General features: G+C 43.3%; 18 protein-coding genes and 1 pseudogene. 10 read left to right on the top strand and 9 right to left on the bottom strand.

Annotated elements, in window-relative coordinates; all coding sequences use genetic code 11:
• Positions 1–15 precede the first annotated feature (15 nt).
• Complete coding sequence (locus ABWT76_RS05665) at positions 16–297, bottom strand: hypothetical protein (RefSeq protein ID WP_054465853.1); 282 nt, start codon at positions 295–297, stop codon at positions 16–18.
• A 199-nt stretch (positions 298–496) separates the two neighbouring features.
• Between ABWT76_RS05665 and ABWT76_RS05660 the strand changes: the two genes are divergently transcribed.
• The 7 genes and pseudogenes from ABWT76_RS05660 to ABWT76_RS05630 all read left to right on the top strand — a co-directional run bounded on the left by ABWT76_RS05660 (position 497) and on the right by ABWT76_RS05630 (position 8,685).
• On the top strand, positions 497–883 hold the full coding sequence (locus ABWT76_RS05660) for an OB-fold nucleic acid binding domain-containing protein (RefSeq protein WP_054465852.1): 387 nt from the start codon (positions 497–499) through the stop codon (positions 881–883).
• Between the two features lie 434 nt (positions 884–1,317).
• A pseudogene (locus ABWT76_RS05655) lies at positions 1,318–1,470 on the top strand (DapH/DapD/GlmU-related protein); the annotation flags it as partial.
• Positions 1,471–2,062: 592 nt separating this feature from the next.
• Entirely contained in the window at positions 2,063–3,019 is a 957-nt protein-coding gene (locus tag ABWT76_RS05650) for a DNA/RNA non-specific endonuclease (RefSeq protein ID WP_231636720.1), read from the top strand.
• Positions 3,020–3,199: 180 nt separating this feature from the next.
• Positions 3,200–5,170 carry a pentapeptide repeat-containing protein gene (locus ABWT76_RS05645; RefSeq protein ID WP_054465850.1) on the top strand — a complete coding sequence of 657 codons (1,971 nt, stop codon included), beginning with the start codon at positions 3,200–3,202 and terminating at the stop codon, positions 5,168–5,170.
• Positions 5,171–5,533: 363 nt separating this feature from the next.
• Complete coding sequence (locus tag ABWT76_RS05640) at positions 5,534–7,432, top strand: bifunctional acetyl-CoA hydrolase/transferase family protein/GNAT family N-acetyltransferase (protein WP_054465849.1); 1,899 nt, start codon at positions 5,534–5,536, stop codon at positions 7,430–7,432.
• A gap of 195 nt (positions 7,433–7,627) precedes the next feature.
• Entirely contained in the window at positions 7,628–7,921 is a 294-nt protein-coding gene (locus ABWT76_RS05635) for a hypothetical protein (RefSeq protein ID WP_354635779.1), read from the top strand.
• A gap of 68 nt (positions 7,922–7,989) precedes the next feature.
• The gene (locus ABWT76_RS05630) at positions 7,990–8,685 is read left to right on the top strand and encodes a histidine phosphatase family protein (protein WP_354635777.1); all 696 of its coding nucleotides are present in this window, start codon (positions 7,990–7,992) and stop codon (positions 8,683–8,685) included.
• A 136-nt stretch (positions 8,686–8,821) separates the two neighbouring features.
• On the opposite strand, the gene ABWT76_RS05625 is transcribed toward ABWT76_RS05630, so the two are convergent.
• The 4 genes from ABWT76_RS05625 to ABWT76_RS05610 form a co-directional block, all read right to left on the bottom strand.
• Positions 8,822–9,952: an FAD-binding oxidoreductase gene (locus tag ABWT76_RS05625; RefSeq protein ID WP_054465847.1), complete on the bottom strand. Its 1,131-nt coding sequence runs from the start codon at positions 9,950–9,952 to the stop codon at positions 8,822–8,824.
• 65 nt (positions 9,953–10,017) lie between these two features.
• The gene (gene psbQ / locus ABWT76_RS05620; protein ID WP_054465846.1) at positions 10,018–10,464 is read right to left on the bottom strand and encodes a photosystem II protein PsbQ; all 447 of its coding nucleotides are present in this window, start codon (positions 10,462–10,464) and stop codon (positions 10,018–10,020) included.
• 143 nt (positions 10,465–10,607) lie between these two features.
• A complete protein-coding gene (locus ABWT76_RS05615) occupies positions 10,608–11,306 on the bottom strand; it encodes a hypothetical protein (protein ID WP_231636719.1) in 699 nt (232 codons plus the stop codon).
• A 263-nt stretch (positions 11,307–11,569) separates the two neighbouring features.
• The gene (locus tag ABWT76_RS05610) at positions 11,570–11,968 is read right to left on the bottom strand and encodes a hypothetical protein (protein ID WP_054465845.1); all 399 of its coding nucleotides are present in this window, start codon (positions 11,966–11,968) and stop codon (positions 11,570–11,572) included.
• Between the two features lie 271 nt (positions 11,969–12,239).
• On the opposite strand from ABWT76_RS05610, the gene ABWT76_RS05605 reads away from it, so the two are divergent.
• Positions 12,240–12,989, top strand: a complete 750-nt coding sequence (locus tag ABWT76_RS05605; protein ID WP_054465844.1) for a Mut7-C RNAse domain-containing protein — start codon at positions 12,240–12,242, stop codon at positions 12,987–12,989.
• 123 nt (positions 12,990–13,112) lie between these two features.
• Here ABWT76_RS05605 and ABWT76_RS05600 read toward each other — a convergent pair whose 3' ends face one another.
• Positions 13,113–14,567: a serine/threonine-protein kinase gene (locus ABWT76_RS05600; RefSeq protein WP_054465843.1), complete on the bottom strand. Its 1,455-nt coding sequence runs from the start codon at positions 14,565–14,567 to the stop codon at positions 13,113–13,115.
• 234 nt (positions 14,568–14,801) lie between these two features.
• Here ABWT76_RS05600 and ABWT76_RS05595 point away from each other — a divergent pair, with 234 nt between their 5' ends.
• Both ABWT76_RS05595 and ABWT76_RS05590 read left to right on the top strand, forming a co-directional pair.
• The gene (locus tag ABWT76_RS05595; protein ID WP_054465842.1) at positions 14,802–15,353 is read left to right on the top strand and encodes a chorismate pyruvate-lyase family protein; all 552 of its coding nucleotides are present in this window, start codon (positions 14,802–14,804) and stop codon (positions 15,351–15,353) included.
• Positions 15,354–15,366: 13 nt separating this feature from the next.
• Positions 15,367–16,635: an aminotransferase class V-fold PLP-dependent enzyme gene (locus tag ABWT76_RS05590; protein ID WP_354635776.1), complete on the top strand. Its 1,269-nt coding sequence runs from the start codon at positions 15,367–15,369 to the stop codon at positions 16,633–16,635.
• 92 nt (positions 16,636–16,727) lie between these two features.
• Here the strand turns inward: ABWT76_RS05590 and ABWT76_RS05585 are convergent, their stop codons facing one another.
• The 3 genes from ABWT76_RS05585 to ABWT76_RS05575 form a co-directional block, all read right to left on the bottom strand.
• Positions 16,728–17,030: a Dabb family protein gene (locus tag ABWT76_RS05585; protein ID WP_054465840.1), complete on the bottom strand. Its 303-nt coding sequence runs from the start codon at positions 17,028–17,030 to the stop codon at positions 16,728–16,730.
• Between the two features lie 151 nt (positions 17,031–17,181).
• Positions 17,182–17,835, bottom strand: a complete 654-nt coding sequence (locus ABWT76_RS05580) for a HEAT repeat domain-containing protein (protein ID WP_054465839.1) — start codon at positions 17,833–17,835, stop codon at positions 17,182–17,184.
• Positions 17,836–17,936: 101 nt separating this feature from the next.
• A complete protein-coding gene (locus ABWT76_RS05575) occupies positions 17,937–18,767 on the bottom strand; it encodes a HEAT repeat domain-containing protein (protein ID WP_054465838.1) in 831 nt (276 codons plus the stop codon).
• Between the last annotated feature and the right edge of the window lie 28 nt (positions 18,768–18,795).

Raw genomic sequence — 18,795 nt, 5'->3', positions numbered from 1 at the left:
GCCTATGCTTGACGCCTATGCTTGACGATTTCTACGGGCTTGATTTTGATCGGAATCTTGAGTTTGATCGTAATCCTGGGTTTGATCGTAATCAACATCAGCCACTAACATCATATCCCCAGTGCGATCGCTGGAATTTACTTTCAGGTTCACCACCTCTACTTCTATCGGCGAATTCAGGGCGGTTTGTGGTGAAGCCCCACCGATCGCCGCTTCAACGGGAGAGATTAACAGAAAACCGGCTTTGGCACTTAAAAGACAACTCATGAGTAAGTTGGAAGACTTGAGGTAGGACATAAAATAAGATTCCTCGTTAGGTAGATTGGTTTTTTGCTGAACTTAAATTAAGCCTAAATCCAGATTATGACCAAAAGATGACAAATCCTGATGCGGCGACTTTCCTAGATTTTCTTACTTGGTCATTTTTCGGTCATATTCGTTTTCTAAATTAGATGCGAACTTACGGGTAAAACATTGTAAAACAATGTAAAATACTATGAAACCAAGAATTACCGCAATTTTTACTTCAGCTTTTACTTCAGCAATATTGGCCATAGGAATGAATCCCGTCATGGCACAAATTCCCATTCGCGACTTGCAGCGAAATCAGGGATTGACTATTTCTGGGGTCATTCGTTCGGTGGTGGGCAATGAGTTTATTCTCGATGATGGGACGGGTCAAGTGATTGTGGATGCCGGCCCGCTTTGGTATCATCAATTAAACTTCCGCGAAGGGGAACGAGTGATGGTGGTGGGCGAATATGAAGGATATGATTTTGATGCCTTCACCATTACTCGTGAGGATGGGGAAATTTTGCAAATTCGGCCTGCTGAAGGCCCACCTCCTTGGGCGGGTGGTCGGAGAAACCGCAACCGAAACTAATCATTTTTTGCGGTTATAGTCATCTCTAAAAAATTGACAAATTTTTTTGACAAATTTTTTCTTACGGCTAACTTTGACTTGTTCTTTCACTCATCAGTTTTGAGATTGAGTCCTGAAAGAAAAATTTAGATAAATTTAGAGAAGAGATAGAGAAGAGAAATTTATTGATGTATTTTATGTTACTCTGCCCATGTCCAGAGAGTAAAGATACCATGCCGTATCAAGGCTGGTTTATCTGAAAAATATCATCACGAATCTTAATATTATTGTTGGCGACTATACTTATGATTATCGGCCAATTTTTTTTGCGCGATCGCCTCTAATGTAAAATTTATTATGAATGGGGGCATTGTACAGATTGGTTAACTAATTATTCTTTTCCCGTGTTTGGCAATGGGTGAGAAAATCCCATGCCAGAGAGTTTGCCAGATAAAGGAGATACGGTAATTGGTAATGATGTTTGGATTGGCTATGGTGCCACTTTAATGCCCGGAGTCCAAGTGGGGGATGGCGCTATTATTGGGGCGAAATCCGTAGTAACCCGCTCCGTTTCTCCCTATTCACTTCTTGGGAAAAATCCGGCAAAAAATTAGAAAAAAATTTGAATATTGCATACTTAAATAAGTATTTAAAATTAAGCTTTTTCATTTAATTAAAACAATAAAAATTTAAACTTTATTTTTAGAGTATATTATGATATTTTATTAAAATAAACTTAAGAACAAAAGTTTTGGTTTAAAGATAAAAATATTTTTATTTTTAATTAATAATAAATTTTAAAGTTTTCGCGAGAAATTCGAGGTAATTTTTGGCGGTTTGACGCCGCGTAGACAATGAATTGCATCTTTAGGGTTTAACAAAGCGAAATAACCCAAAATAATCCAATAATAGGGTATTTTTTTGTTTTCGTATCTCAACCAAACCTACAAGCTAAATTAATTTTTGTAGATAAATTTAGGAATCTCAAAAAATCAAGAGCAAATAAAAAAATTTTTACTCACTATTCACTATTCACTCTCTCCTCTTCCTCCTCGTCTTTTCTGTTTTCTCTTTTCATAAAAAGTGAGATGATCCCGAAAATGCTCTATGTGTTCTATGATAGTTGAGCATTAGACGAGATTTGGTCATCAATGGCGCTGGGCGTTTGCCCATTGCGGCGATGATCTGACTGATAAAGTGATGATGAAAAAATTACTGATTTTACTGTTGGTGCCTTTAATAATTGCCTGCAATCAGTTATTTTCTCCTTCTGGAGAAATGAAACCGATTCGCGCACCAAAAATTGGCACTTGTGAATGTCCTTATGATCGACGGCAAGATGGTCGGGAATGTGGGGCGAGTTCTGCTTATGAACGAGGAAGTGGCGATCGCCTGGTTTGTTATGTTGGTGAAGATAAACAGGTATTTTCTGGGAAGAAGCATTTGTTAATGGGAAATCCGAGTAATGCCACGGCAAATTCCATAAATCTGAGTAATTATTTAATGGAAAAAACGGAATATGCCCTAAGTTACAACGCCAATCTAGGAACTGCTAATTGGGTAAGTTGGCAACTAAATCAATCTTGGTTAGGATCTAGCGATCGCCAAAATAATTTTCGCCCGGATAGTAGTTTGCCAGACAACTTTTATCAAGTGACCGTTAAAGACTATGCAAATACGGGCTACGATCGCGGACATATTGTTCCGTCAGGCGATCGCACTCGTACCCTCGAAGAAAATAGCGCCACATTTCTCATGGTGAATATGCTGCCACAAGCGCCGGATTTGAATCGGGAAGTTTGGCGAGAATTGGAGTTAGAATCTCGGCGATTAGTAGATCAGGGCAAAGAACTATATATTGTGGCGGGTCCTCACGGGAAAATTAAAACCATCGCCAATGGCAAAATTACGGTTCCCAAATACAACTGGAAAGTCTTATTAATCCTCGATCCTCCGGGGAGTAATCCGAAAAATGTCACCGCCCAAACTAAGACGATCGCGGTTTGGATGCCCAATGACGATTCTGTGAAGCGTACCAGTTGGAAAAATTACATTGTCACCGTTGATGATGTAGAGGCAAAAACGGGCTATGACTTCTTTAGTAATGTACCCCCCACAGTCCAAAAAGTGATTGAGTCTCAACGCTATATTCCTTAAAAGTCAACAGAAGAACCCAGGGCGCCCAGCCGCCAAAAAAGCCGGAGGCTGATGGGGGTTCTTCTTCTCAACACCCCAGGATCTGTACTGTCTTTTGCATGAATGCCGCTTGCTAAGGCATAATTTCTGGAGGAACTCATCGGAGTTCTGCGGAATTTCAGATTTGCGGAGAGATCAGTAGTGGCTTATTGTCCGATTTGTCAGACAAAATACGCTGAGGGGGAAGTCACAACCTGTACCAACTGTGGTTGGGATTTAACCCCTTATCCTTTGACCTTGGGACGCATTCCCGAAGGCTTTTTACGCAAAGAACGGGTCCAACTTGCTTGGAGTCGGCAAGTTTGGGATGAGTTACAAACTAAATCAGCGAAAGTCAGCAGCACAGAAATTGATCCAGAAACCGTGCAAAAGCTGACAAATCTTAAGTTGGAACTATCTCAAGCCAAAACTCAGCTTAAATTATGCACTCAAGAACGGACTGAGTTACATTCTTTGTTTGAAAAAACAGAAACCGCTTACTGGAAAATACATAGTGAGTTAGAAAAAACCCAATCACAGTTAAAAGCTGTGAATAAAGAAAGAAATCACTTGAAGGCACTGTTAAAAGAAGCCGAAACTGCTTATCACGAAATCGAGAATGAATTGGAAATAACTCGGAATCAATTTACCGAGTCGGAACAAAATTCTTTTGAGTTAAAAGAACAAATTAAACAAGCAGCAACCGCTTACTGGCGATTAGAAGAGAAAGTGCAGTCAGCGGATGAAATGCGAAATAATTTACTGACAGAATTGCAAGCCGCTGATGAGGAGCGATCGCGCCTACAAGCAGAGTTAGAAAAGCATCAAAACGCCTTGCAAGAATCTACCGCCGAAATTACCCAATTACAGGCTCAACTGCAACAAGCTGCGACTTCTTATTGGCAGTTACAAAGCGAATTAGAAGAAACTAAGGCGAAATTAGCCAATATCGATGAGCAGACTTCTTTTTCTTTGTTGGAAATGCGAGAAAATCAATCCCATATGCGATCGCAAATCCAAACAGCCCAAGCGGAATCCAGCCGACTCAAAGACCAGCATTCTCAACTCCAATATGAACTCAATGAAGAACGCTTAGAAAGACGCAGACTCACCTCCCGTTTAGAGATGAGTTTAGAAGAAAGAAATCGACTGCAAAGTGAACTAGAACGCGCCAACAGTGAACTCACCCAATTGCAAAGTCGGTTATCGCAAACTCAGTGGGAATTAGAAGCCAATGAACGGGAACAAAATCGCTTGCAGGAATTCCAGAACAGCTTGCAAAATTATCAAGCGGTACAATCTGCGGTACAATCTAGGGAGTCTGGGGGATTTGCTGTCACGAGCTATCTCAAAGCTTGTCTTCATCTGTTAGTCATTTTACTGTTTCTCAGTCCCGGATATTTTGCCTTCAGAGATCCCAGAGTTGCCAAACCGATTATATCTTGGGTTTTAAAGCAAGGATATCTTCAAAATGTATCCTACCAAGATTTAAGCGAAGTGAATTTACAAAACGCCACCTTAGATGAGGTCAAATTCACGGAAACGAAGCTGATGAATACGAATCTAGAAGGGGCTAGTTTGGTGAATGCTTATTTAGTCAAAGCCAACTTAAATGGAGTTAATTTAAGCCAAGCAAATTTAAAAGGGGCAAAACTGCAAGATGCCAGTTTAGATTGGGCGAATTTGACCGAAGCTAACTTACATTCGGCGGATTTAAGTGGGGCAAATTTAGTCAGGGCAAATCTCACCGGGGCTAATCTCACTGGCGCTAATTTACGAGATAGTAAAATTGATGTTAATAACACCAAAATGGATCGAGAAGATTTACTCAACTGGCAGTTGGTTAACTCGCCGAAGCGCGATCGCCAATTACGTGGATTAAATCTATCTGGATTTAATTTAGCCTTTGCCAGCTTAATTGCGGCCAATTTGAGCAATAGCAAGCTGAAATGGGCTAATTTAAGTGGGGTGGATTTGCGCGATGCGGATTTAACTGGGGCGGATTTAACCGGGGCGGATTTAACTGCCGCCAAATTAACCGGGGCTAAAATTCAAGGAGCGATTTTATCCCAAACTAAAACCAATCATTTAACCGTTTGTCCGAATGGTCAAACAGGGCCTTGTAATTTTTAAACAAAGCATCGGCGAATTACACCTGGTAGTTGATGATTGATAATCAATAATTGATACTTTGTAATTGATAGTTGATAGTTGACAATAGAAAATGGATAATGGAGAATGGATAATGAATAATCGATGATGTTTCTCAGTCCTGTGAAGTATAAGCATGGGTGTTTCTGGGATGTGAATATGATGTGAATATATTGAATGTTAATATCTAGCCGCGACTGCCAGAAGTTTTGGTGACATCCAAACACCCAATGATGATAAAAACCATCGGGGTTTTTAGGTCTTTTTGAGAATAGCTTGAGCATAGCGCTATAAACCAGATATAAAAATTTAACTTCAGATGTTCACTGAATAGGAGCCTGCACGATGAATTCACCAGAAACTTATTTGAATGAAATTAAGCAAAAATATGCGGAGAAGTTTGCCTCGAAAGAAAAAATTTTTAGCCATATTCATCGAGGCGATCACATCTTTATTGGCACGGGTTGCGGCTGCCCACAATATCTCGTAAATGCTCTGACAAACTATGTATCTTCTCACCCCAAAGAGTTAGTAGATACAGAAGTTCTCCACGTTTGGACATTGGATCTAGCGCCATACGCTGATGAAAAATATCAGCGCAATTTTCGCCATAATTCATTTTTTCTGGGCAAAAATACCCGCAATGCGGTCAACAAAGGACTGGCGGATTATACCCCGGTTTTCTTGTCAAAAGTTCCTGAATTATTTGAACGGGGCTTAGTGCCCATTGATGTTTCCCTGATTCAAACTTCTCTGCCTGATCGACATGGCTATATGAGTTTAGGAATTAGCGTGGATATTGTCAAAGCGGCGACAGAAACAGCCTCCTTAGTGATTGTGCAAATCAACTCACTTATGCCTCGCGTTCATGGGGATGGATTTATTCATATTGATGAGGTAGATTTTATCATTCACCATGATGAACCGATTTTAGAATATGGTGTAGAAGCCGATGCCGATGGGGAAATGACTAGCCGGATTGGTAAGTATGTTTCTAGTCTGATTCAAGATGGAGATACAATTCAGGTCGGCTATGGTAGTATTCCCAATCAAATTATGGCTCATCTTGATGATAAAAAAGACTTAGGAGTGCATACAGAGTTAATTTCCGATGGTCTGGTGGATTTACTCAAAAAAGGCGTGATTACCAATGCAAAAAAAACGATTAATCCTGGGAAAACTATCGCTTCTTTTTGTATGGGAAAAAAGTCAAGTTATGACTATATAAATGATAATCCAGCGATTCAATTTAGAACCGTCAACTATACGAACAATCCTTTGGTGATTGCTCAACATCATAATATGACGGCGATTAATAGTGCCTTGGAAATTGACCTCACCGGACAAGCCACCGCTGAATCTTTGGGTAAGATTTTTTATAGTGGTATTGGGGGGCAAGCTGACTTTATGCGGGGGGCAATTTTAGCCCCCAATGGTAAGACGATTCTCACCCTAGAATCCACAGCGGAAAATGGCACAATTTCCCGGATTGTTCCTTTTTTAAAAGAAGGGGCAGGGATTACCCTGAATCGAGGAGATGTTCATTATGTGGTGACGGAATATGGCATTGCTTATTTACATGGCAAAAATATCCGCGAACGGGCGATGAAATTAATTGCGATCGCCCATCCCAAATTCCGCCCTTGGTTAATAGAACAAGCCAAAGCCTTAAACCTCATTTATAAAGACCAAGCTTTCATTGCCGGAACTCCCGGAGAATACCCGGAAAACCTGGAAACTTATCGCACCACGGAAACGGGTTTAGAAGTGTTTTTACGCCCGGTGAAAATTAGTGATGAACCGTTATTAAAAGAGTTCTTTTACTCCTTGTCGGATCGGAGTTTATCCCGGCGATTTATGTCTATGCGTAAAGATATGCCCCACAAAATGTTACAGGATTTGGCGGTGATTAATTTTACTAACGAAATGGTGATTTTAGCCATTTTGTCTGACCAACAAAAAGAGGAAATTATTGGCATTGGTCAATATGCGATCGATCCTGAAGCCCATAGCGCAGAAGTGGCTTTAGTGATTCAAGATGAATATCAGCATCAAGGACTAGGTACAGAACTTTTGAAATATTTAACCTATTTGGCTAAAAAACAAGGTTTACTGGGATTTACTGCGGAAGTTCTCCTGGAAAATCGCCCGATGTTGCATTTATTTGAAAAAATGGGTTTTGATGTGACTCGGAGAATGTCTGAAGGGGTCTATCAACTCAAAATGGGCTTTAGAGAAGGGTAAAATAGCGTTTGTAAAAGAGTTTTTTTGACCTTTGACGGTCAAAAAACCAACAACCAACAGGGAGCAGCCGCCAATCGAACAGGCAACAGGGAAGCAGAGGAGAGAGTGAATAGTGAATAGTGAATAGTGAATAGTGAATAGTGATATTTCGTTTCACTTTTAACTTTTAACTTGTACGGGCGTTAGGCGAAGCCCATGCCGTCAGGCTATATGGCCATTCTCCCCTACGACTTTTGTACGGGCGAATGGCCATTCTCCCCTACGACTTTTGTACGGGCGAATGGCCATTCTCCCCTACGACTTTTGTACGGGCGAATGGCCATTCTCCCCTACGACTTTTGTACGGGCGAATGGCCATTCTCCCCTACGACTTTTGTACGGGCGAATGGCCATTCTCCCCTACGACTTTTGTACGGGCGAATGGCCATTCTCCCCTACGACTTTTGTACGGGCGAATGGCCATTCTCCCCTACGACTTTTAACTTTTAACTTTTCACTTATAAATTTCCCCGTTCCCCAACTAACAACCAACAACTAACAACCAACAACCAACAAGCATGACTAAGACAATTTGGATTGCCCGACATGGAAATCGCGAAGATTTTGTCGATTTTAATTGGATTAAAACCGCCGATCGCCCGTTTGATCCGGGACTGTCTGCGGATGGTATTCAACAAGCGCAAGAGTTGGCGCAGCGGCTGGCTTTAGAACCGATCGCCCATATTTTTGCTTCTCCATTTTTGCGGACGGTACAAACAGCCCATTATGTGGCAGAAGTGCTGAATTTACCGATTAAAATAGAGTCCGGGGCGGCTGAATGTTTGAGTTTTCCTTTTTGTGCTATTAAGCCCGAACTTTTGCCTTTAGAAATGTTAGCCCAACGGTTTCCCCGCATTGACCTTAACTATCGCGATCGCGTTCCTGTTTGCTACCCAGAAACCCTGGCAGTTGCCAAAAAACGAGCGGGAGATACGATTAAACGTTTAAGTAAAGAATTTCCGGGTAATCTTTTAATTATTAGTCATGGTGCCAGCTTGGTGAATATGACTCGTAAACTGGTGGGGGATCGGGCGAAAATTCGTTCCTCTCTTTGTTCTTTAATTAAACTGGTTGGTTCCGGAGAACAATGGCAAATGGAATTAAATGGCGATACCTCCCATTTGAGTCAAGCAAAAACCGGGGTTTCTTTTCATTCTCTCAGTTTAATCCAATATATTTATACCCAAGAAATTTTTAAACAATTTCGGCGTTAATGGTTGGCGATGTCATTACATCTCGATCCCCCCTAGCCCCCCTTAAAAAAGGGGGGGGACGTATTGTAGCAATAAGTAGCAATAATTTTTGAAATTAGTATGACAAAAACCCAGTTTTTCCACCCCTGGAAAACCATCAAATTTTCCCGACGATCACATCACGAATAGCGATCGCCGTGGCGGGGGCTAATAACACCCCATTGCGATAATGACCTGTGGCCAACAGCACATTATCATATCCGGGCATTGGGCCGAGTACGGGGGCTGACTGTTCCTGGGGTCGGGGACGTAAACCCGACCATTTTCGCACAATCGTAGCCTTCGCCAAGTCAGGACAGAAGGCGATCGCTCGTTGCCACACCTCTTCTAACAGGCTTTCATCGGCGGCGATCGCCGTGAGGGGAAATTCCCTGGGAAATTCCACCGTAGCCCCCACCCAATAGTCCATCGATTCCGTTAACCCAGAATCTACACAAGGGACAATGTGTACATCATCCCCAGTAATCACCGGCTGGCAGTCAGGATTGCCCAAAGGATGACTCAGACGTAATTGCAGGGCTTGTCCCAGAACCGGGGTAACGGAAACAGGCTGTTGCAACTCAGCGGTCAGCGGGGTGGAACCCAACCCAGCCGCCACCACCAGCCAATCGGCGGTTAAATCCCCCCGGTTAGTCTGAACCACAGTCACGGACTGGGTAGAATTCTCCCCGGCAACGGTTTTAAAGCCTTCAACGGTGACATCAAACTGAAATTTCACCTCATGGCATTGGGCCGCCTCCACTAAAGCTTGGGTGAGGAGAACGGGATGAACTTGGCGATCGCTTGGGGAATATACCGCCGCAATTAATGTATCGAGATTTCCCAATTGCGGATACTGCGAACGAACCTCACCGGGATGGAGAATTTTTAACGGCAGACCTTGACTTTCCCGTAACTGCGCCAATTCTTCCCACTTGGACATATTTTCACCGGCAAAACAAAGCTTGAGAATTCCCTGACGGTTGAAGGGAATTTTCTTCTGAGTCAAAGCTTCCAACTCAGGAATCAGGGTTTCATAGCGCTGCATACTTTGGTGTCGGAGTTGCCACGCCCTGCCTTTCACCTTCTGGCTAATGGCTCCCATCAAAACCCCTAGGGCGGCACTGGTGGCACCTTGTCCCGGATGTTGGCGATCGATCGCCGTGACTTGTAAACCGGGCACTCGGCTGAGTTCAAATGCGATCGCTGCCCCTACCACCCCACAGCCAATCACAACCACATGGCTCATCTGATCTATTCCCCATAAACAATAAAGTGAGAAGTGTATCACAACTTCTCACTTAACCTGGAAACCTAGCTAGTCGGGAGCAAAGTAAAGAACCGATCGAAATCTTTTAGGGCTTCTGCATAGTTATCCCGTGCCAGTGCATAGTTTCGGGCTTCAGCCGCTTGATCGATCGCTTCTAGGTGACGGAAAATATCGCGGGCTTCTGCCAAAGCAGTTTTTTGTTCCGAAGGCAGTAGCAGCAGACGGCTCACATAGCTCATGTCCTGACGCAGAGAACCCAGAGGTCCGTGAATCAAGCTGCGGACATTGACCCAATCTTTAGCGGCGATAAATCCTTCTAACTCGGTCATGCGATCGCGAAATGACAGGAGTTTAGATTCATAAGAGCTAATTTGCTCCAGAGTTTCTGGAGTATAAGCAGGAGGTTTGGTCGGGGTGGGACTGCCGCAACTGACCAAAAACACCATGACCACTGCCAGAATGCTGGCTAAAATCGATTTATAGCGTTTCATTGCCTTGATAATTTTCTACAGTTATTACCAAATAAGATTATGCGACAGTGTGTGCCCCTTTTCTAGACCTAGGCAAGAAGAAATACCGACAAAGCCGACAGGGGAAACACAATTTTGCCTTGTTTGCGTTGCTCTGGGAAGGATCAAGCCGCTGAGTATATGTCACCGTAGAATCCTAAACAGCTATCTTGGCTAGAAATAGCGGTAATTTCTAAAAGCATATTATGACGGGCTTTGGCTTCATATTGCTGAAACATTGGCTCCGTATAATAGATGCGCGATCGCTGCAACAACTTTTTCAAAACATTGAGTCGTCCTAAGCAATATTCCTCCCCACCTAAATAGCCATATTCTCGACGAATTCCTCTGGCATAAAACTGGTAGCTGGCTTCATCTTCTCCTAAAATCGCCAAATCAGCATCCAGGAGAATTTGACTATCAATATCCTCTGGGGCTGCTTGATGATCTTTCGTATTTAAGATCATCTGAGTCACCGCATCAATAGTGGAGGAGGAAATATTCAGTTTTGTTAACACTTTCGCGGCATATTCGGCACTTTTTTCTTCGTTATCTGTGACCATCGGATTGTAAATCGCATCATGAAACCAAGCCGCTAACTGAATCGCCGAGTAATTTTTCGCTTGGCTTTGCAAACTAGCAATCACGGCTAAAGTATGTTTAATATGATCCAAACCGTGATAAAAGCGACTGTTACTGGAATATGCACGAATCAGATCCAGTAAAACTTTTCTCTCTTCTCGGCGATCGCTCACCGAATTATGGAATAAAAATTGCCACTGGGATTTCAGTTCTAGTCCGTTGATATTATGCTTAATTAACATAAGGAATCGAGGGGTGATACCCCATTTTTAGGGGCTGAATAGGATCTGGGGTTGACTTTTCTTTATTAATTAACGGACTTTTCCTGATGTGACAATGCTTCAGATCACAACCCCGCTATTTTTCATCCTAAATTTAACTATTTTTTCATTCTTTCATGGAAAATTTCTCACCGGAAACTCTCACTGGTAAAACCCCCGCTGACCCTCTGATGGATCCGGGGAGGGCAAGGTACTCCCGCTGACCCCCCGAATATTCCTAATGATTAGTTTGCGTGAGATGGGTTAAAGATGTGCTGAAAAAATTGGTTAATTCTGCAATTTTTGGAAGAATTTACTGCATCTTTTGCCGCTTGAACTGGGTTAGGAGAATGACAAATGCATTCTGCCAGTTTTTCCAGATCCCTATCATATTCACTGCTGTCAAAAGTCGGCAGATAGCCTTTTCTCCGATCGCTGGCATCAACCAAGAGGCGATCGTATTCTTCCTCATATAATCTTGCCAAATCCGTATAACTTGACGCCACCATTTCTAATCGTCGGGCATGATCGGCCACATCTTGGATCATCCCCAACTGATTCAGTACAGTCGTGGGGAGTTTCTTATCCAAGCGGGTTAAAGCATAAATAAAAGCGGTGATAATCACTTTATCATTTTGGTTCATGGCCGATTATTCTCTTACGATCAACTTACCCTAATTATAGTAGAGAGAAAAGAAAAAACCCTTATTCTAAGCGCTGTCTCTTACTTAAATCTAGTACAACCCGACCCATGACTCCTGGGAAATAATCCGTGCGATCGCCTCCTCAGACCGACTTTTGACCATCGGGGGGATCCAGAGAAACTAGACCGTGGGGCGATCGGCTGAGTTCCTTGTGTTAGGCTGAGAAAAAACCGCGATCGGGCAAAAAATTATTTCAATCCCCAAAAAACTTATGAATCAAGCCATATTTTGCTTCTATGCAGACCTGAATATATTTTTAGCCGATGAGCGGAAAAATCGGCCATTTACCCATCACTTTAAAGAACACCCATCAATTAAAGACATGATTGCTTCTTTCGGGGTGCCCCATCCCGAAGTTCATGGAATAATTGTCAATGGAATTCCCGTTGACTTTTCCTACTTAGTCCAAAATAATGACCAATGCCATATTTATCCCATTTCATACTCCATAGAAAATGCCCAATTTCTGCCCTTGCGTCCTGAACCAGAACCACGATTTGTCCTCGATTTACACTTAGGAAAACTGGCAGCATACTTACGCCGAATGGGATTTGATACCCTATATCGGAATGATTATCCCGATGAGGAACTAGCCGATGTTTCTAGCCAGGAAAACCGCATTTTACTCACGCGAGATATTGGCTTACTTAAACGGAAAATTGTCACTCATGGTTACTGGGTAAGAAACACCGACCCGGAGCGACAACTACGGGAAGTCCTGCAAAGATTTAATCTATTTGATGGGATTAAACCCTTTTCTCGGTGTATTCACTGTAATGGTTCGGTCAAAGCAGTGGATAAAGAAACAATTGCCCAACAAATTCCCCCAAAAACGAAAGAAAGCCATGATGAATTTCGCCAATGTCTCGATTGTGGCAAAATTTACTGGAAAGGTTCTCACTATGAAAAAATGCTACAGTTTATTGCTGAAGTTCGCGCCGATCGCCCAGCCGGATTCTAGGGGTGCTTCTTGTGCAGATAAGTAGCCCTTTAAACAAGAGAAACCGGGTTGATTTTCGGCAGATAAAAGTTCTCCCATAAACCCACAACATAAACCCGGTTTCTTTGATTCCTGATTGCTTAATTAAATCCCTTGCTTATCAGGGTTTATTTCTAACCAATCTTTAATTTGCTGGACTAACCAAAGAGATTCTTCTTCGGTAAGTTTACGGCCTAAATTGCCAAAAGAATATTGCTGATATTCCCCCGGTTTTGGTCCAGCGGTAATCATTACCCCAATCACCAATTTACGCCGGTCATAGAAAAGACTTATTTCTTGAATTTCTGAAATAATCCCGATCGCATTTCGGTAAGTCAACCCTAGACGCTTTTGGGCAATCGTAAAAGTGTCCGTAGTGCGGTCAAAATAAAGATAAGTCCGTTCAAAATAGTCAGTCAAACTTGCCCCAATCACCACCGGGACTAAAAAGGGTAAAATCCCGATCGCCAAATTTAAAGTCAGGGAAAGAAAAGTGACAGTTCCAATCCCCACAATGGCATAAACAAAAATGCGGGAACTGAGGTCAGAACCGTGGGTACTATTTTGAATAGCGCTAATTGCTCCTTCGGCGGCTTGAATACATTTTTCAATCAGTTGTTTCCCGAATTCTAATATTCTTATCCCCGGTTCTGGCAGACAAATTTCTAGTTTTTTAGCCGTATAATTCACCAGAATTTGACTGTTATCTGGCGGCAAAATCGTGCTGGTATCTCTCGTCTTGGTGTCTCCGGGCAGGGCATATTTTTTTTCTAAAGCCGCGATCGCCTGTCTCGCACTGGTAAACCGTTGGTCTAACTGGGGTTCCACCAAAAGTTCTAACCACTGGACAAAATAAGCACTTAAATTAGCATTCAGGCGAGCGCGAAATTCTAAGCGTAAATTTTGCTTTAATAACTCTGCCGGTTGGGTGCCCGTCAGCAAATGGATTAAGGTAGCGCCCAAGGCATATAAATCCGATGCCGGGACAGTTTGACCGGCAAATTGTTCTAAGGGAGTATAGCCATAAGTCCCGACCACAGTAAAACTTTTGCCGTCGGAGAAACTGCGGTCTTGGACAGCGCCAAAATCCACTAAATAAACCTGCTCATTTTCCCCAAAAATAATATTGCTCGGTTTAATATCTCGGTGCAGTACCGGCGGATTTAACTCATGTAAATAGATGAGAATATTTAATAAGGATACGGCCAGCGATCGCACCTCTTCCTCGGTAAACTTGCGACCGCGCGAGAGCAACTCCAGCAACGAAGACCCCGGAATATAATCCTGAACCAACCCCGACCATAGTTTTTGGTCGTCGATCGCAAAATAATCCCGATAACGGGGAATAGCCGGATGCTGTAAATTTTGCAGCACCTTAGCCTCCCGTTCAAACAGTTTCAAATTTTGCCAAGGGTTCTGACCGCCAAACAGCAATAACTTGACAACGACAAGTTCCTCGGTGGTCAGATCCACCGCCAACCAAGTTTCTCTTACTGGGTTATCGCTCAACTGCTGTTGGAGTTGATAGCGCTCTTGCAATATCTCCCCTAATTCCGGCATAGTTTTTTAGGCAAGTCTTCCCTGAATTTATTGGTCATCGATTCTAGGGTAGCAATTTCTCAGCCGGAGAATCCGCTGAATCGATCTAAATTTCTTTCCGAGGTCAGCTTCCAGGGGTCAGACTTCCCCAGCTTGAGCGCGATCGCCCTGACTGATGCTTAAAAATTGGGGAAATTTTCCTCAGAAAAATGCTATAGTAATCTTGATTGTCCGCCAAAAAAAACCCATTTTCCGATGAGAAACGACCTAGATCAATCTTTACATCGTAGTCACATCGATCCTTCTAAGCTGAGTATTTTTGAACGCATCTTACTCACCACCGATGGCACCGTCACGGATATGCTAGAGGCATATTTTTTTGAACAAATTCAATTAGTCAAACTCTCAGAAAAAAACATCCAACTAGACCATGATATCCCGGAAATGGATTTAAGCCAAGGGGCGGAGGTCTGGGAACGCAAAATTTTACTCCAAGGAAAAATCAGTCGGCGAAATTATATTTATGCCGAATCGATTTTAGTCTTGGATCGCCTGGAACCTAAATTTAAAAAAGAATTATTAGAAACCAAAACCCCCATTGGCAAAATTTGGCTGGAACAAAAGGTCGAAACCTTTAAAGAAATTCTGGATACCGGCAAACAACCCGCCAATGGTTTATCCAGTTATTTTAATATTTCTGAAGAAGAACCTCTCCTATTTCGTACCTATTGTGTTCGTTCCAACCGGCAACCAACCATGATGATTACGGAAAAATTCCCCAAAATATATTTTACCAAAGAAATATAATTTTTTACCGACCATGAACGATTACCAAAAATCAGATTACCAAAAATCAGATTACCAAAAATCAGATTACCAAAAATCAGGATTAGACCTCTACCGATCGCAATTTCCCGGCTTAAAAAATAAAGCCTATTTTAACTATGGGGGACAAGGGGTAATGCCCCAACAAGCCTTAAATGCGATCGCCGATGCTCATACCTATCTGCAAGAAATTGGCCCCTACTCAGAAAGCCGAAATCAATGGGTAGCGGCAGAATGCTATCAAACCCGAAAAGCGATCGCCGCTGAATTAGGGGTAGCCCCAGAAACAATTGCATTCACCGAAAATACCACTGGGGGCTGTAACATTGCCTTATGGGGTTTAGACTGGCAACCGAGCGATCATTTACTAATGACGGACAGCGAACATCCGGGGGTAATTGCCGCCATAGAAGAAATCCAACGCCGATTTAAAATAGAAGTATCTATTTGTCCCTTAATTCCTACCTTAAATCAGGGAGATGTAGTAGAGGTAATTTCCCAATATTTAAGACCAAATACCCGATTATTAGTCATCAGCCATATCCTGTGGAATACGGGGCAACTTTTACCTCTTGACCGGATAATGCAATTATGCCATAATGTGAATCAACAACCAGAACATAGGGGATTTAAAAATAAAATTAAAGTCTTAGTGGATGCCGCTCAATCGGTCGGCGTTCTGCCCTTAAACCTACCAAAAATAGGCGTTGACTTTTATAGTTTTACCGGCCATAAATGGTGGGGCGGTCCTGGGGGAGTGGGTGGGCTTTATATTCATCCTGATGCCCAAAATAACCTCCATCCCACATTTATTGGCTGGCGGGGATTACTATTTGATGCGGCAGAAAATCCCCTAGGATGGAAACCCGATGCTCGTAAGTTTGAATTAGCCACTTCTGCTTATCCTTTATATACGGGTTTGCGAGAGGCGATCGCCTTGCATCATCAATGGGGCAATGCCCAAGAACGTTATCAAAAAATTCTCCAATTGAGCGCATATCTTTGGCAAAAATTAACCGAAATTCCTGGGATTACTTGTTTACGTCATACCGCCCCAGAAAGTGGGTTAGTTTCTTTCCAAATCGAACCCAAGCGGTTAAACAAAGCCATAACTTATGAATCATTAAGCAAAACTTTAGAAACTAATAAAATTATCATCCGCACGATTCCCCATCCCCATTGTTTTCGCGCTTGCGTTCACTATTTTACCTTAGAGTCAGAAATCGACCGACTGGTATCACAAATTAAAGAAATTATCCATTAATTCGGGCAAAACAAAACCGCCCGGAGAAAGGGCGGTTTAACAAAAAAATTCCCAATTTTCCCATTTAGATCGGGAGATTGAACTCCGGTAGTTTAGATTTCATAATCCACCACAGCGCGATCGCACGCAATCTTGCCAATAAAATCTTTACATTTTTCGTGTTCGGGGTGAATTTGATAAGCATTCAACCCCTCAAAACTGGCAAACTCAGAATAGAGCACCACATCATAAGCGGCTGGAGATGCTAAAGAATTAATCCCCACTTCAAGCTCGATAATTTCTGAAATTACTCCGGGCAGGGCTAACAGCATTTCCTTCATTTTGGCGATATTTTCTGCCTTAGTCGCCCCTTCTGCTTCCTCTTTTAAACGCCACATCACAATATGTTTAATCATTAATTTCTCCGATAAATTCTTCGCTAGATAAAATTTAGGCGCGATCGCCGATTAAGATATAGCGGTTATGATCCCGATTAAGTACAGAGGTCTTCTGGATTCCCGCGCGGGAATGACAGGGTTGTTTTGTACTTCATAAATCTGCCAAGTGCTATATCCCTGGCAATTCCTGAACTGCCAACTGAGCACGAGCCCGCACGGACAATTCCCCATCGGTTTTGGCGATCGCTTGTAATCGTTCTAGAATTTGCCCAAATTCTGCGGGTTGACTGTTGACAAGCGCCGCCCCCAACCCTTGCAAGCCAACCACACCGGCATAACGCACCACCCATTCTGGATCCAGGCACACTGCCGCCAGGGATTGATGGGCGCGGCGTTGGGCTTCCGGGACTCGATCTGGTTCCATATCATCCCAGTGGATATTCCCTAAACCCCTAGCTGCTGCACGACGCACACTCAAGGCAAAGTCTTTTTCCGCCGTTTCCAGCAAGAAATTTAACCCCCTGGGATCGCCAATCCCCGCTAATGCCCGCAGCGCCCAGGCTCTAGCCCCATAGTTATAACCGTCGAGTTGTTCTAGGATAGAAACCACGGCGGGTTTACCAATGGCCACCAGTCCATCCACTGCGGCCACCGCTGCACCAGGGTTGTTATATCCCAGGGCTTCAATTAAAGTGGGAATTGCCGCGATCGCCCCCACTTCGGCTAAATCTCTCACCGCATCGGTTAAACGATTGGCCGAATCTGCTTGTTGCACCGCTTCGATCAGTTTTTGAACCCGATCTTCAACCTGAACATCAGTCATATTCATTAGATTGTTGAGATTGCCGATTATATATTGACGAGATTCTCGCTCTTTGTAAATATTGGTAAATAATTGCTCGATCGCTTCCCAAAGACTTCCGGTTACAAAAGACTATCCATCAGCTTCATCACCTGAATCGTTTCCGGGGAAAGACTGGGGGGTTGATCCGGGTCAGGCTGTAGTAAATGATTTTCTAACAATCCTTTCAAAGCAATTAACTTTAGGCTATTTTCCGCCAAAGTATTCGCGATCGCCTCTGCTGCCGGTAAATAACCAATCGCCCCCAAATCCATCAAAGCCGATCGCCGCAACTGTAAATCTGCCGCATTTAAGCCCCGCGCCAAAAGATCGCCATAATATCCTTCTCCCGTCAGTTGGAACATCGCTCGCGCTGCGGAATTTTTCACCCGTTCCACGGAATGCTCTAAAAACGGCTGAATCAGCGCGATCGCCTCCGTCGCCTTCAAAGTCCCCAACGCTTCAATAATCGCCGAATAAGGTTGGATCAAATGGGGTTTACCGGGAACCTGCACCGCTGCTGTCACGCCCCCTGCCAGTAATTTCATTAAAGGGGCGATCGCCCGCGCATCCCCCAACATTTCTAAAGCTTGGGCTGCCGCTTCCCGCACATAATAATCGGAGCAACTTAAACATTGAATCAAACCAGGAACCGCTTGCAAATCGCCCAGTTTCCCCAAAGCCCGCGCCGCATTGCGTTGCAAGGGAAAACCCCCCTCATCGGTGCGATCGCCCTCGAATTGTAACAAATCAATTAATGCTTGAACCGCCTCCGGTTCGCGGACGCGAAATCGACCAATCCACCAAGCCGCATAATAACGCAGACTCAAATCCTCATGGCGGAGATTCGCGATCGCCTGCTCCAGGGTCAAAGACTCCCCGGAAATTGGCTCAGTATTTTCTGTAAAGTTCATTTTTAATCAAAAAAACGCTGAATGACAA

The sequence above is a fragment of the Planktothricoides raciborskii GIHE-MW2 genome (assembly GCF_040564635.1).
In the GTDB taxonomy this organism is placed as follows: Bacteria; Cyanobacteriota; Cyanobacteriia; order Cyanobacteriales; family Laspinemataceae; genus Planktothricoides; species Planktothricoides raciborskii.
Note: the sequence above shows the minus strand (reverse complement) of the source record. Positions and strands in the feature narration are given on the sequence as shown.